Raw genomic sequence first — 14,508 nt, 5'->3', positions numbered from 1 at the left:
ACAACTTTTACGTTTTATTCTTCACACTTAACCACGGCGCTTTTAGCGCTTTGTGGTTTAAAGCTAATATCTGCAACTGAAACGTTAATCTCTCCTGCCGTTTTAATAATAAAAGGGCTGGTTACTCTGGCAAAATCAACGCCCTTTTTAGCAAAACACGTTAAATCTATACTCATGGTTTGCCATGTATTTAAATCAGCATTTTCAAGATCACGGGTAATATCAAGCTCGCCGCCACAGCCTTGTTCGCACTTCATTGCAAGGTATGTCTGTGAGCTAGGTATTTGGTTTACTTTATAGCTAAAGCTAAGGGCTGAATTTGCTTCAATATAGGCCACTTTGTCTTCGGTAAAGTTACTATTAATTTCGATATAGCTGGGTGCAGTGCCATCAAAATTAAATTGCATTGCATCTTCTTGAATCGCTTTGTCTTCAGTGCGATAAGTAATGCCGCCGAGCTTTACACTGTTACTTGCTACTTGGTGCTGCTCGCTGTTTGAATTTAAAAACAAACGCCACGGTGTTTTAAAGCTGCCATTAAATATAGATAGCGGCGCAAGGTTACTAATATCAACACCTGAGTCTTCATTTAGATTATTGCTAAGCGTACTTTCATCTTTATACGTTAAGCCAAAGCCATAGGGTAATAATGGTGAGTAATCAGCATCGCCATTATTTACTGCGGTTTGTAGTGGCGATTTAGGCCACGAGAACGACAATTTACCTTTAAAGTCATACTGTACCTTCCCACTTGCATCCGCTAGTAAAACATCAGCAATGCCTTGCCCTTCAGTGCCAGGAAGCCATGCTGCTACAAATGCATCTGACGCGTTTAGCTCGCTGTTAACCCACATTGGTCTGCCCGATATAAACACAGAAACAACTGGTATGTTTTGCTTCTTTAATGTTTTTAATATTTTAAGAGAGCGTTTATTGTTACGTTCAAACTCAAGGTTGTCTTTATCACCATGCCCTTCTGCGTATGGTTCTTCACCAAATACAACAATGGCTACATCGGGTTTGGTATTAAATTCACCCGTTGGGCTTAAAATAGCGTTACCGCCAGCAGCCTCTATTTGCGCTTTTAACCCCGCATAAATAGACGTTGCCCCAGGGAAATCTGCATTTTGATTATTAGTTCCCTGCCACGTAATACTCCAACCACCCGATTGCTTGCCTATGTTATCGGCCGCATCGCCCGCTATAAGTATGTTGCTTGATGGGTTAAGCGGTAATAAATGATTGTTATTTTTAAGCAGTACTAACGACTCTTGTACCGCTTGGCGGGCAATATCGCGATGTGCTGGCGCACCTATTAGCTCTAATTTACCTGAATATTTTCGATTTGCGGGGCTTGGTTTATCAAATAAACCCGCGCGTAATTTAACGCGTAAAATACGTTCTACGGCGTCATCTATTCGCGCCATTGTTATTGTGCCCGCTTTTACTTGTTTAATTGTATTTTCATAAAGTGGTTTCCAAGCACCCGTTGGCACCATAAAAATATCAAGCCCCGCATTAACAGCCTGTGGGCAACTTTCATTTGTACAGCCTGCAACTTGTCCGTGCCCGTTCCAATCGCCTACAACAAAGCCATCAAAACCCATTTTTGTTTTTAATACATCGGTAAGTAAGTATTTATTGCCGTGATTTTTTTTACCATTCCAGCTATTAAACGATGCCATAACCGACTGACTACCTGCGGTTAAGCCACCTATATAACCTTGCGCATGAATATTATATAACACCTCTTCGCTATCAATGTTATCGCCTTGATCGTCACCATCTACAGTGCCGCCATCGCCTAAAAAGTGCTTAACGGTACTAATTACGCGTTTGTCACTTAAAAAGTCTTCATCGGCTCTGCCTTGCAATCCGTTTACAATTGCGGCTGAATACTCACGTACAATTGCAGGGTCTTCTGAGTAGCCTTCGTACGTTCTGCCCCATCGGTCGTCGCGCACCACCGCAACAGTCGGTGCAAACACCCAATCTATGCCTGTTGCCATTACCTCTATTGCAGTAGCTGCTGCAATGCGCTCAATTAATGCGGGGTTATTAGCAGCACCTAAACCAATATTGTGCGGAAATAACGTCGCCCCAATCACATTATTATGGCCATGTACTGCATCAGTGCCCCACATGGTCGGAATTTTACTGCCATCAATTGAGTCATCAACTGATGCCTGATACATGCTCTCAGCAAGTGTTATCCAATCTGCAGGCGTTGCATGCTTATTTGCATTAGGGAAAGAGCCACCGCCATTTAAATACGAACCAAAACCGTATTTGCGCATGTCTTCAACACTAATATCGCGAATTTCAGGTTGGATCATTTGCGCTACTTTTTGCTCAAGCGTCATTGTTTTTAAATACTGTGCAATTGTATTTTCAATTTCGGGCGTTTTAACTACCTTACTTTTAAGGGTTGGCCAAAGTGATAAATCCCCTTGCTCATGCTCAGCCTTTTTGGCTACGGCGCTTTGGCTATTATTTGCGTTAATCTCTTGTTTATTACACCCACTTAAAACGCACAACCCTCCTATTAAAATTGGGAGCATGTGTAACCTGTTAGTGTTTAAGCTTTTTTTCATTTTTATAGCCCTGTGTTGTGTCAGTGTGATTTAGTGAGCGCCTATTTGTTATTTAAATTTAACTATTGACCTGTTAAACAATAGCCACTAACCTAAATATGGAAGCGCTTCCTTAAAGTTATTAAATACCATACTTAGTGATTAATCAAATTAAATATGGAAGCGCTTCCAATAATGAATTTAATATACGCTCTATACAAAGCAAACTTTACCAAAAAAGAAGCAGAGGTTTTCTCTTAATGAAACAATTATCTTTACCTAGTGGCTCACCACTTTTAGCCAAAAATTTTACTTATGGTGTAGCTACGGCCTCATTTCAAATTGAAGGCGGCGCAGCTGATCGCTTGCCATGTATTTGGGATACCTTTTGCAGTAAAGAAGGCAAAATAGTCGACAATTCAAATGGCGATGTAGCTTGCGAGCACTACACTCGCTGGAAAGACGATATAAACTTAATTGAATCATTAGGTGTAGACGCTTACAGACTTTCGATTTCGTGGCCGCGCGTAATGACTAAAAGCGGTCACCTAAACCCGACAGGCGTTAAGTTTTATACCGACATTTTAGATGAATTAAAACGTCGTAACATTAAAGCTTTTGTAACGCTGTACCACTGGGATTTACCACAACATATTGAAGACGAAGGTGGCTGGCTAAACCGTAACACCGCTTACGAATTTGCACATTACACAGATTTAATTACCAAAGCATTTGGGGAGCGTGTGCACTCTTACGCCACCTTAAACGAGCCTTTTTGCAGCTCTTACTTAGGTTACGAAATAGGCGTACATGCGCCTGGCATAGTAGGTCGCGAATTTGGTCGTAAAGCCGCGCACCACTTATTACTGGGTCACGGTTTGGCTATGCAAGTACTTGCTAAAAATAGCCCAAATACGCTAAACGGTATTGTACTTAACTTTACGCCTTGTTACTCAGTTACCCAAAGTGAAGACGATTTAAAAGCCACTGCATTTGCTGATGACTATATAAACCAATGGTACATGCAGCCTGTAATGCAAGGTAAATACCCTGATATTATTAAGCAATTACCTAAAGCCCACCACCCTGATATTTTAGATGGCGATATGGAAATAATTGCTCAACCGCTAGATTACCTAGGGGTTAACTTTTATACCCGCATGCATTATCAAGCAAGCGAAACCGACTTTTACCATGAGCTGCCACATAAAGCGCCAATGACCGATATTGGCTGGGAAATTTACCCTAAAGCGCTGACAGAATTACTTGTATCGTTAAACGAAAAATACACCCTACCACCTATTTATATTACCGAAAACGGTGCAGCCATGGCTGACGAATTTAAAGACGGTGAAATCAAAGATAACGACCGTATTGAATATTACCACGAGCATTTAAATGCCCTGCATAACGCAACCGAGCAAGGCGTAAAAGTAGATGGTTACTTTGCGTGGAGCCTAATGGATAACTTTGAATGGGCAGAAGGATATTTAAAGCGCTTTGGAATAGTACACGTAGACTACAACACACAAAAACGAACTGTTAAAGCCAGCGGTAAAGCGTACAGTACCCTAATAACTAGCCGATAATTTATCGGCTTATAACAATAAGAACACACACAGTGAACAAACTCCCTTTATACGAAAAAGTAGGTTACGCCATGGGCGATGCCGGTGCTAACTTAGTATGGCGCGGCGCGCTTGCTTATTTAGCGGTGTTTTACACCGATACATTTGGCATATCGGCAGCCGCCGCTGCCATGTTGTTTTTGGTGGTAAGGCTATCAGATGGCGTAACCGATATTATTATGGGTATGATTGCCGATAGAACGCAGTCGCGCTTTGGTAAATTTCGCCCGTGGATACTCTATTCGGCACCGTTTTTGGGCTTGTTTATGGTGTTGTGTTTTACTACACCCGACTTTAGCACCACCAATAAACTTATTTATGCTTACGTAACCTACATAGGTTTAACGCTTGCTTACACCGTAAGTAATGTGCCCTACTCGGCACTTATGGGCGTAATGACACCAGACGATACAGAGCGCACAAAGCTCTCTGGTTTTAGGTTTGCAGGTGCGTTTACTGGTGGCTTATTGGTTATGGGTTTTTTACCTGAGCTAGTGGCATTTTTTGGTGGCGGCGACAACACCAAAGGCTATCAGCTTACTATGTACTTATTTGCCAGCTTACTTATTATTTTAATGATTATAACGTTTGCGACCACCAAAGAGCGTGTAACACCGCATGCCTCAAATGAAGGGAATTTAAAATCAGAGTTATTTGATTTAACCAAAAGCCTGCCATTTATAATCCTACCTTTGCTTGCTACCACCCTGTTTTTTTATTACCGCGATTTATACAGCGGCGGATTTTTTGCCCTTGTTATGGCTGCAATGACATTCGTTATTAAAAAATTGCTCAATAAAGATAAACAAAGCTTAACGGGCTCACAGCGCGATATGGTTGATCTTCTGACCAACAAACCTTGGCTGATATTACTCGGCATTGGTTTTTTAACCATGATGTTTAATGGCATAAAATACGGTGTAATTGCGTACTACTTTAAGTACCACGTAGCCAATGAACTCATGGCTGGGCAATACTTTATCGCTTTGTTGGTTGTATCTATATTTGGCGCACTTGCCACAGGTAAACTGGCCGAAATTATGGGTAAACGAAACCTATTTATTGCATCATTAATGCTAAGCGGCATACTCACTACTGCATTTTACTGGGTGCCTAGCGATAACCTGGTTGCTGTATTTACCTTTGGTTGCGCTGCTGAATTTTTTGCCGCGATGATGCCAACATTATTTTTTAGTATGCTTGGTGATTCAGCCGATTATTCAGAGTGGAAAAACAAACGCCGCGCTACAGGCCTTATTTATTCTGCGGGTACATTTGTGCAAAAAACAGGTGGTGGTTTTGCCGGTGCATTAGTATTGGTGGTACTTGCAGGCTACGGCTATAACGGTATGGATGAGCTAACAATTACACAAGCCTTACCTGGTATGCAGTTACTTATGAGCTGGATACCTGCCGCATTTGCTTTTTTAGGCGCCGCATTGATGCTTATTTATCCACTAACCTCAGCGATGACGCAAAAAATAACAGAAGACTTAGCAATTAGACGCAGTAATGTGTAAATTAACTTTTAATGACCCTTCGCGCTTTATATTTTTATAAAGCGCGAGTAAAAACACATATAAGCTAGGACATCAATGGCGACAATTTATCAAGTATCAGAAATGGCAGGTGTGTCTTTATCAACTGTTTCAAGGGTACTTAACGACAACGATTACGTAAGCAAAAAAACTAAAAAAAAGGTATTAGAAGCAATGAAAGAGCTAGGCTATCAGCCAAGTTCTATTGCACGCTCTTTGGCATCTAGCACTACAAACAGCGTCGGTATTTTAGTTTCTGAGTTGGATGGTCCGTTTTTTGGTCAAATGATGTCAGCCATTGAAGAGCACCTTCGTATAGCGGGTAAACACGTTATTATTACGCCTGGGCACAGTGACGAGAAAAAAGAAAAAAGCGGCTTTGAGTTTTTAATAGGCCGTAACTGCGACGCTATTATTGCCCACGTAGAAGCGGTATCAAACGAGTATCTAATTGAGTTAAGTAAAGGCAAAACCCCTATTTACTTAATGAGCCGCTACGTTAAAGAAATTGAAGAAAACTGCATTAGCCTCGACAACGTAATGGGCGGCTACTTAGCCACTAAAGCCATGATAAACAAAGGTCATAAAAACATTGCATACATAGCAGGCCCGCAGTTTAAAGAAGATGCGTCAAACCGTTTAAAAGGCCACAAAAAAGCCCTAGCAGAATACAACCTAACCTTTGACGAAAACTTATTTTACATAGGCGACTTTAAAGAAACCGGCGGCAGCGATGGTTTAAGGCATTTTATTCAAAATAAAGCGCAAATAACCGCGCTTGTATGCGCCAATGACGAAATGGCATCGGGTGCTATGAAATACGCCCGCGAACACGGTTTTAACCTGCCAAAAGATTTAGCCATTATTGGGTTCGATAACGTAATTTTTACCAATTATCTCTACCCAACACTGACTACAATAGATAACCCAGTTCCCGAAATGGGCCGAGCTGCGGCTAACTTAGTGCTTAAAGACATTTACAAAAAAAGCGGCATAACAGTAAAGCACGTGTTTCAGCCAAAGCTTATTTTAAGAGACTCAACACCCGATATTAATTAACTTTAAACCGAATTTAAATCTAGTTTAAATCTAAGTTATGGAATTCATTACGCACCCACTGCGTATTTAAATATTGCTCTACGTGCTGCTGCGTAAACTTTACAAGTGACGTGCAGCATGCGATATGTGCCTGTCTGCTTGCATTACAAAAAAACCTATTCAGACATAAATGCTCACAAATATAAAACAATATCCACATGAAAAAACTACAATAAAAAGCATAATAGATCCGATAATTTACCAAATAGATCGTTTTAAAGTTTATTTATATTGTTTAATAAAATATCACTTTACTTATTTTTAATTTGGCTCTAAATTCGCGCAAATTTTATTATTAAAGTAACCTCTCAAACTTTAAAACAGTGGTTATTTACCTTCAAGAGTCGATAAACACAAATGGCCGAATCAGCCGCCACAAGCACCTCTAATAACCCTTTAGCACCCGTTATCGGGCTGTCATTTTTTGCTATCGCATCCGGCTTTTTAATGAGCCTTATTCCGCTGTCGTTACCCGCATTTAAACTCGATGAAAACCTAGCGCCTTGGCTTGCGAGCATTTTTTACTTTGGCTTACTTATTGGCGCAACCACAATAGAGCGCATTGTGGTAAAAATTGGTCATCGCTTCGCCTTTATATTATTTTTAAGCTTATTAATAGCAAGCGTGCTTGCACAACTTGCACTGCCAAATACCGTTAACTGGTTAATTGCACGATTTGTAGCAGGTGTTGCTGTTGCCGGTGTGTTTGTCGTTGTTGAGTCTTGGTTGTTAATGACCAACACAGCAAAGTCGCGGGCTAAACGTTTGGGTTTATACATGACCTCACTTTATGGGGGCAGCGCGGTTGGTCAACTTGCTATAGGGCCACTTGGCACCGAAGGTTCAACGCCTTATTTATTTGTAGCCTCGTTATTATTTTTAGCTATTTTAGCGCCTTTATTAATAACCAAAGGTCAGCCCGAAAAACAGCACCTTGAAAAACTACCACTAAAAGAAATAAAAACATTAAGCCACCCAGCTATGCTCGGATGCTTAGCATCGGGCTTATTACTGGGCCCTATTTACGGCTTAATGCCGGTGTATATTGCAGCACAAGCTGATCAAGCTCAGTACACAGGGACACTTATGGCGGTTATTATTTTAGGCGGCATGGTCGTGCAGCCGCTTGTGAGTTACTTATCTACTCGGCTTGAAAAAAGCTTATTGATGGGTATGTTCTGTTTAGTAGGCGCAGCCGGTGCTGTGGGTATACTACAAGCAAACACTTTAGCAGGATTAATAGTAAGCTACTTAATACTAGGCGCATGCAGCTTTGCACTTTACCCGATTGCTATAACACTTGCGTGCGACTCATTGCCAATGGCAAAAATAGTCTCAGCAACTGAGGTAATGCTTTTGAGTTACAGTATTGGTTCGGTATTTGGCCCTATGCTTGCTGCAAATTTATCTGATGCACCCAATGGTATTGTGTTTTATTTAGCAGGCTGTTTAATCACTACCTGTATTTATATGTTTATTAAAAGCATTAAAAATATTCGCGCGGGTAAAACACCTGTTGCAGGCTAATTTTTAGCTTAAATACACGCTTGCTTATTAACTAATTCTAGCTGTTAAACATCTTGATTTAACAGCTAAAACTATTATTTAGCAGTGAGTTTTTTATGTGGGCTCAAAAAAAACATCTTCTTCCACCCTTGGTTTTGCGTTGTAAAAAGCCACGGCATAGGCACTAACGATAAAATAGAATAATGCACATGAGGCTGTTTTCCTGCGGCATTTCCGGTATCGCCCAGTAAGCCAATTTGACTGTTTATGCTTACTACATCACCTGTACTTACCGAGTAGTCATTTAAATGTGCAAAATAATGCACGCGCCATTTAGGCCCAAGCACCGCAACCACTTTACCACCTCGGCTTAACTCACCTGCAAATATAACAATACCGCTTGTTGAGGCAACTACGGGGGTATTTTTTGTGCCAAAAATATCAATTCCTTTGTGCACACCCGACCTACCCCAAGGCTCGTACCAAAACGTGTTATGGTTCCAATCTTTACTTGTGGCACCTTGTACCGGAATCATTATTTTTTCGGGAATTAGTAAGCCTACTATTAATAAAATAGCTATTCCAATTGCAATCCACTTAAGTACTTTCAATGCTCTATCCTTGATATTTAAATAACTTATACTGGTAAATTATTAGCCGTAATAACTGAACTCATCATGAGTCGTATTTATGGTTTTACTTATGAAGTTTTATTTGAATGAAATACCCGACTAACATGTACTAAGCTGATCAACTTCAAAACAGGTTTTATAAGCAATTGAGCACTGCCCGCTATAAACAGCCATGTGCCACTTTCTATTAGTGAGTCATTTAAAAAGAAAAAACTGCCAATTAAAAACCAAACAGCAATCAAAAAATCGTTAAACGCTCCCAGCGCTTCATATCGTCGCTGGATGGTAATATGCTCTTGTCCTAAATCTAAAATAAACTGATTACTGGAATCCATAAGTACTGCTCACTCTTTTATTTCATAATTTAAAAAGCTTGTTTTCACAAGCTAAGCCGCACCATACAATAACAAAATTTACGCAATAAAAAACGCTGGCTAATGCGAATCAGCCAACGTTTTTATTGTTTGTGCAATACTTAACTAATCGTTTATTTTTTCTCTTTTTCTAAACGCTTTTTAAGACTTAATGCAGCATCGGCGGCTAATAAACGCATAAATTCAGAGCCATTACTTTGCTCGCCTTGGCCTGCGCCTATTACAATTTCAGGCACTAAACGGCTATTACCTAAGCTTGTAAATAAAGCAGTTTGAATTTTAACTTCTGCTTTTAGCGTTTCATCAAATACATACTTTGGATCAAGTGCAGCAGACTTAGCTCTTAAACGAGCCTCAGCTAAAACGTCCATACCTAATGCTTCTAAACGTTGTTGCTTTAAAATCTCTTCTTGCTCTTTTGCAAGCTCCGCTTTTACAGCCACTCGTTGCTGCGCAGAAATAATGGCATTTGCCTTAATTCGCTCAGCATCAATTTGCTCTTTAATTTTTAGCTTTTCAGATTCAGCACGTTGCTTAGCAATTGCTTGCTCACCTAAAGCCACTTCGGTACGTGCTTGTTGCTCTGCTTTTTTAAGGTTTTGACGCGCTAGCGCTTCATCAGCAGCAGCTTGCTTTTGAGCTTCAAGGCGAGCATTTACTTTGCTCTCATAATCAATATCAATAATGCTGGCATCTACTACTGTAATACCGTAAGCGCCTAAAATGGGTGCGTTACGCAGTGTATTACCTTCATCGTCCATTTTAATATTAATAGTGACACGCTGCTGTTTACTTAAATTGCCTAAATCGTCAGATTTATCACGATCTCCGGTACTAATAATTTGTTCAGTAACAAAAATACCGTTTGTTAATTGATCCGCAAAATCTTGGCTTAATTGACCATTACCACCAGAGTAATGTTGCTCTACCGACATCATTCGCGCCGACGCTTTTACATTTTCAGTGGTCGCACGCATTAATAAATTAGATATTAATGTTTCTTGTGAACCAAACTCTTCGTGTATTTTAAGTAAACCACGTAGAGCACCCGACTCAGCTGCTGGTACATTGCCTGGTAATCTAAAACGAGAGACACCTCGTGCGCCACCCGTTGTAGTATCTAAAAATCGAATTGGTATTAGCGGTACAATTGCGCTTGCTGTTGCGCCGGCATCGCCCGTAAAGTTAATAGAAATTACTTTTTTATAAGCGGATGTACTACCAAATGCTTTTAAGTAAGGGCCGGCTTGATTTATTACGGTTAAGTTACCTGTAAAAGCTGATTGATGTACTAAACGCTCATCTGCTTCATTCCACGAAACAACTTGCGATGTAAGGGTTGCTATTACTGCCAATACAACAACAATTGATGACACTATAATTACATTACGACGACCAAATCGACTCATAAATGAGTCACTTTTTACTGCTGGGACTGCTTTTTCGCTATCCATTTATATTACTCTCCATGTTTAATTTCTTTTTAACAAAGTAAATAATTTCCTGTTCACTCAAATGTGCGCAAAAGCTACCAGAGCGATGTAACTCAACAAATGTTGCAAGGATCTCTTCTTTACCTTTAGCTGTTTTATCTTGGTTTTCTTGTGTTTGATTTTTTTCTGTTAGTTGAGTGATTAGTTCATCCACTATCGTGTCTTTATCAAACAGTACGTTGTATTCCTTGGATTTTCTTACCCGACTTTTATGTACGTTGCTGTAAATTACATAAAGTGCAACGCATAAAATAATAACAAGTAAACTTAGCCCAATAATATAAATAATCATAAGATCTACTTAAATTGGTTAGAATATTTATCAGTAATAACACTTGTAAAAATTGATACAAATTTGTTAAGCCGATGATTTTACATTAAACCCAAGCAAAAAACAGATTAAATAATCACGAATAAATTTAAAGCTGAAATTATACTGAGCATCGAAAAGTAGGTTTATATTAATAAAAAAGCCACCTGATTAGGGCAGCCGTTTTATAACTACTTATTTTTAAGCTTATTTTTGAGCTTAGTTTTAAATATTAATTACTATCGTTTTCTTCGCGTTTATAAATATACGTTTGTTGAGTTTTGAAGCCAAAACCAATTGGTTCAGCGCCATTTACTAGCTTAACTTTTCCATCTTCAATATTTAAATTTGGTCCAAGTATTTCAATCGCTTTTATTGGCTTATCAGAACCCTCAATGCCAGGGCCTATTAAATAAAACTGACTAACTTGCGTTACATCCGTTTCGTCATCCCAATCGCACTTACCATCTGCATCATTATCTGCACACGACGGGCCTTCCCCAAAAAATAGCTGCGGTGTATCTGGTACATCATTACTTGTTGCAAATTTCACATCGTCATAAACCTTTGTTCCATAATGCAAATGAAAAGCATAAAGCGAACCACCGCCCCCCGTTAACGAACATTGGTTTTGTGTTGATGATGAAGATGCAGGCGTAAAGGAAGTAAAGTAAGCAACCCCACCAACGACGGTTGCTGCAGCAAGGGATTTTTCGCCTGTCCCTAATTCATATCGCCACCCTTTAAATTCCGCTAAATCAACTTCAAGATCAACAAATTTATCAACGTCATCAAGTGCGTTACCGAATGGGTCTTCATTCATTTTCATTAAATCATCTGGCACTATTGGGGCTGGAAATTCAGTAAATATTTTTGTTACGGTGTTTTCATCACGGATCATATACAGCTGATCTTGCTCATTAGTAGCTAGTGGGTTTGAACGATTTCCGCTACCTATTACTATTGCGTCGTACGGGGTATCTAAACGGGTCGTGATCATTTCACCACCATAATTGGTTTTAGTGACTTTACTAAACAGCGTTCTCGCAACTAACGGTTTGTAAAAAAAACGTCTGTCTTGCGACGCTAATGTACTGCCAAGCTCCGCAAGTTTAAAATGAGTAATATCATCTTCATCGTCACTAGGAATATCTACTCGCCAAATATTACCGCCAGTATCGGTTGCATAAATTCGGTCAATATACCCGTCGTAATCTGAGTCAAGCGTAGTTACATCCGCTGCAATACTGTGCTCTCCGGTAAAACCATGTTCATCTGGAGTCAGCGCCCATACCTTTTCGCCAGTTTTAGCATTAACAATGTAGATACCTAGTCCGGTTTCATCTGTTGTTCTAATCGCATTATCTTTGTTTGTATCGTAGCCTGCGCCAAATATTAGCAATGGATCCTCACCAAAGGCTTTAATGTATGCAATTTGAGGTTTAGACCATGTTTGCGCTAAATATTTAAATTCTTCTGAGCCACCAACAATAGGCTTATTCCATAATTTTTTAGGTTTTTTTGGGTCACTTATATCAAGCGCGTAGTAATTATTACCGCCTCTGCGCATGCCTGCAAATGCCCACACTTCATCATTATCACTTGCTCTAATAACACCATCATTTAACCCTTCGCTATTTGAGCCTTTATTATTAAAGAACACACTTATAGGCCCATCCATGCCATACACTTTTGTATTTGCAAGATTACTACGCAAAGCAGGAATATTTTTTAATAAGGCAGCAGGTGTAAAAGCCCACTTTTCTTCAACCGTATCGCCTTTGTCTTCGAACATATGTAAAAAGCCGGCATTAGTACCAACAAGTATGTGAATACTTCCATCGCCGTAATCTATAGATACCGGCTTTGAATGCAAAGGGTCGCCAAAAATATTGATTCGTTGATCTACTGATGAGTTATCACCGTCTTCATTATCAACATCAATTCCTCGTGCCCAGCTAATATCACTTTCCTGTAAAGTTAACCCAATATTAGGAATCAAATCAGGAGCAAGATCGGTAACTGTACTTGTCGCTAAATTTAAAATGGTTTGTACTTTATCAAAAGTAAAATCAATAATACTGCCCGTTTTATCTATATAAATTTTACGGCTATCGGGGTCTAAAGTTGATAAAAGTAAATTTACGCCACCCTGAGCTACTAAATTCCCATCTGCAGGCTTATTAGTTGGCAACCAAAATGTTCGCGCTTTCTCATCAATTAACCCATTTTCATCAAGGGCTATTTTATCAGTTGAATCGACTATATTTGCACCAGACACTTTAAGCTTTTTTAAATTACCGCTCCAACGTGCGCCTGTTTCTGGGTAAAACATCGCAAAGTAAATTGACTCTCTGCTACGTGTTTGGTCAACATTATTACTAGCTACCGTAGGGGATGAAAAACTATCGTTAACTTCGCGTATTTTCGATATTGTATTATTAAGCGCTTCAGAAAGTTCAGTCGATGTTTCTGCATGTAAGTACTCGCCGCCGCCCAATAAAGCGGTTTTTTCTAATAACTTTTTACCATTTGTACTCATGCCACTACCAAAACCGATAGTAAAAACGCGTCCGGTATCGGCAACCTCCGGCGTAGTGTCGTACAAATCCACCTCTACATCTCTTGTACCATGTATTATCTGAGCTAAAGCGGCTAAATAACTGCCACTTGTTTTAGCTGGGTTTGAGCCAAAAGTAGATTTGTATAATGATTTGATATCATTGTTTCGGTTAGTATCATTTTGAGGATCACCGTCAGTCATCAAAATTAAATTGATTGAGTTATCACAACGTACGTCGGCACCAACTGCTTGGGTAAATGGTGATATGTATCGAGAGTTATTGTCGTAGTATAAAGAACCAGTTTCAGCAGAAAAATCGCGCTCATTTGAGTTTTGCCCGTAGTACACTTTCTGACCTGTTAGATACAAGTAGGCTTCCCATAGGGTTTCTGTAACTGGGGTACTACCAGCTGCTGGTAAATTGTAAATTTGGCTTAGAATTGTAGAATGGGGAGATCCAAGGCCAGCCATAATATAGCCGCCATTATCATTTTTAAAACGCATCAAACCAAAATCGATAGAGCTATTATCGGTAACTAACTGACTCATTGCGCTTATACCAGCATCGATTTTTCTAGGGCCCCCATTAGGCAGCTTAGTCTTCATACTTCCTGAAGTATCAAAAATAATAAGTACACGAGGGTTTTCGTCGGTTTCAACATTATGGTTTACGTAAAGCTCTATATCTTCGGCAAATACAGAAAGGCTAATACCTACCCCGAATAACAAGGCAGCTATTTTTTTTAGTTTAAATTGCATTTTTAAATCCCTTTATTTGCGCTTTTTATTTTTA

At 39.6% G+C, this 14,508-nt stretch carries 10 protein-coding genes and 1 pseudogene; 4 read left to right on the top strand and 7 right to left on the bottom strand.

Features of this window, described 5'->3' with window-relative positions; genetic code table 11:
• Positions 1-14 precede the first annotated feature (14 nt).
• A complete protein-coding gene (locus H5122_RS01905; protein WP_182681113.1) occupies positions 15-2,594 on the bottom strand; it encodes an exo 1,3/1,4-beta-D-glucan glucohydrolase in 2,580 nt (859 codons plus the stop codon).
• 239 nt (positions 2,595-2,833) lie between these two features.
• On the opposite strand from H5122_RS01905, the gene H5122_RS01900 reads away from it, so the two are divergent.
• From H5122_RS01900 to H5122_RS01890, 3 genes are all read left to right on the top strand, one after another.
• Positions 2,834-4,162 carry a GH1 family beta-glucosidase gene (locus H5122_RS01900; protein ID WP_182681112.1) on the top strand — a complete coding sequence of 443 codons (1,329 nt, stop codon included), beginning with the start codon at positions 2,834-2,836 and terminating at the stop codon, positions 4,160-4,162.
• Between the two features lie 32 nt (positions 4,163-4,194).
• Positions 4,195-5,721, top strand: a complete 1,527-nt coding sequence (locus tag H5122_RS01895; protein WP_182681111.1) for an MFS transporter — start codon at positions 4,195-4,197, stop codon at positions 5,719-5,721.
• Positions 5,722-5,796: 75 nt separating this feature from the next.
• On the top strand, positions 5,797-6,798 hold the full coding sequence (locus H5122_RS01890; RefSeq protein WP_002961833.1) for a LacI family DNA-binding transcriptional regulator: 1,002 nt from the start codon (positions 5,797-5,799) through the stop codon (positions 6,796-6,798).
• A 19-nt stretch (positions 6,799-6,817) separates the two neighbouring features.
• Here the strand turns inward: H5122_RS01890 and H5122_RS20135 are convergent.
• Positions 6,818-6,951, bottom strand: a pseudogene (locus H5122_RS20135) (LysR family transcriptional regulator); the annotation flags it as partial.
• A gap of 243 nt (positions 6,952-7,194) precedes the next feature.
• Here H5122_RS20135 and H5122_RS01885 point away from each other — a divergent pair.
• Positions 7,195-8,364 (top strand): MFS transporter, encoded by a 1,170-nt coding sequence (locus H5122_RS01885; protein WP_182681110.1) that lies wholly within the window; start codon positions 7,195-7,197, stop codon positions 8,362-8,364.
• Positions 8,365-8,438: 74 nt separating this feature from the next.
• On the opposite strand, the gene H5122_RS01880 is transcribed toward H5122_RS01885, so the two are convergent.
• The 5 genes from H5122_RS01880 to H5122_RS01860 form a co-directional block, all read right to left on the bottom strand.
• A complete protein-coding gene (locus H5122_RS01880) occupies positions 8,439-8,954 on the bottom strand; it encodes a M23 family metallopeptidase (protein WP_182681109.1) in 516 nt (171 codons plus the stop codon).
• Positions 8,955-9,043: 89 nt separating this feature from the next.
• Positions 9,044-9,310, bottom strand: a complete 267-nt coding sequence (locus H5122_RS01875; protein WP_182673482.1) for a YrhK family protein — start codon at positions 9,308-9,310, stop codon at positions 9,044-9,046.
• Positions 9,311-9,462: 152 nt separating this feature from the next.
• Positions 9,463-10,803: an SPFH domain-containing protein gene (locus tag H5122_RS01870; RefSeq protein ID WP_182681108.1), complete on the bottom strand. Its 1,341-nt coding sequence runs from the start codon at positions 10,801-10,803 to the stop codon at positions 9,463-9,465.
• On the bottom strand, positions 10,796-11,134 hold the full coding sequence (locus tag H5122_RS01865) for a methanolan biosynthesis protein EpsI (protein ID WP_182673484.1): 339 nt from the start codon (positions 11,132-11,134) through the stop codon (positions 10,796-10,798). The genes H5122_RS01870 and H5122_RS01865 overlap by 8 nt, the downstream gene beginning before the upstream one ends.
• Before the next feature lie 250 nt (positions 11,135-11,384).
• Complete coding sequence (locus H5122_RS01860; protein ID WP_182681107.1) at positions 11,385-14,474, bottom strand: PilC/PilY family type IV pilus protein; 3,090 nt, start codon at positions 14,472-14,474, stop codon at positions 11,385-11,387.
• Between the last annotated feature and the right edge of the window lie 34 nt (positions 14,475-14,508).

The sequence above is a fragment of the Pseudoalteromonas sp. SG43-8 genome, assembly GCF_014164245.1.
Taxonomy (GTDB): Bacteria; Pseudomonadota; Gammaproteobacteria; order Enterobacterales; family Alteromonadaceae; genus Pseudoalteromonas; species Pseudoalteromonas distincta.
Note: the sequence above shows the minus strand (reverse complement) of the source record. Positions and strands in the feature narration are given on the sequence as shown.

Bases quoted from the DNA above. Each gene is read 5' to 3' on its own strand.
- H5122_RS01905 (WP_182681113.1), bottom strand. From the start codon at position 2,594: ATGAAAAAAAGCTTAAACACTAACAGGTTACACATGCTCCCAATTTTA.
- H5122_RS01900 (WP_182681112.1), top strand. From the start codon at position 2,834: ATGAAACAATTATCTTTACCTAGTGGCTCACCACTTTTAGCCAAAAAT.
- H5122_RS01890 (WP_002961833.1), top strand. From the start codon at position 5,797: ATGGCGACAATTTATCAAGTATCAGAAATGGCAGGTGTGTCTTTATCA.
- H5122_RS01885 (WP_182681110.1), top strand. From the start codon at position 7,195: ATGGCCGAATCAGCCGCCACAAGCACCTCTAATAACCCTTTAGCACCC.
- H5122_RS01875 (WP_182673482.1), bottom strand. From the start codon at position 9,310: ATGGATTCCAGTAATCAGTTTATTTTAGATTTAGGACAAGAGCATATT.
- H5122_RS01870 (WP_182681108.1), bottom strand. From the start codon at position 10,803: ATGGATAGCGAAAAAGCAGTCCCAGCAGTAAAAAGTGACTCATTTATG.
- H5122_RS01865 (WP_182673484.1), bottom strand. From the start codon at position 11,134: ATGATTATTTATATTATTGGGCTAAGTTTACTTGTTATTATTTTATGC.
- H5122_RS01860 (WP_182681107.1), bottom strand. From the start codon at position 14,474: ATGCAATTTAAACTAAAAAAAATAGCTGCCTTGTTATTCGGGGTAGGT.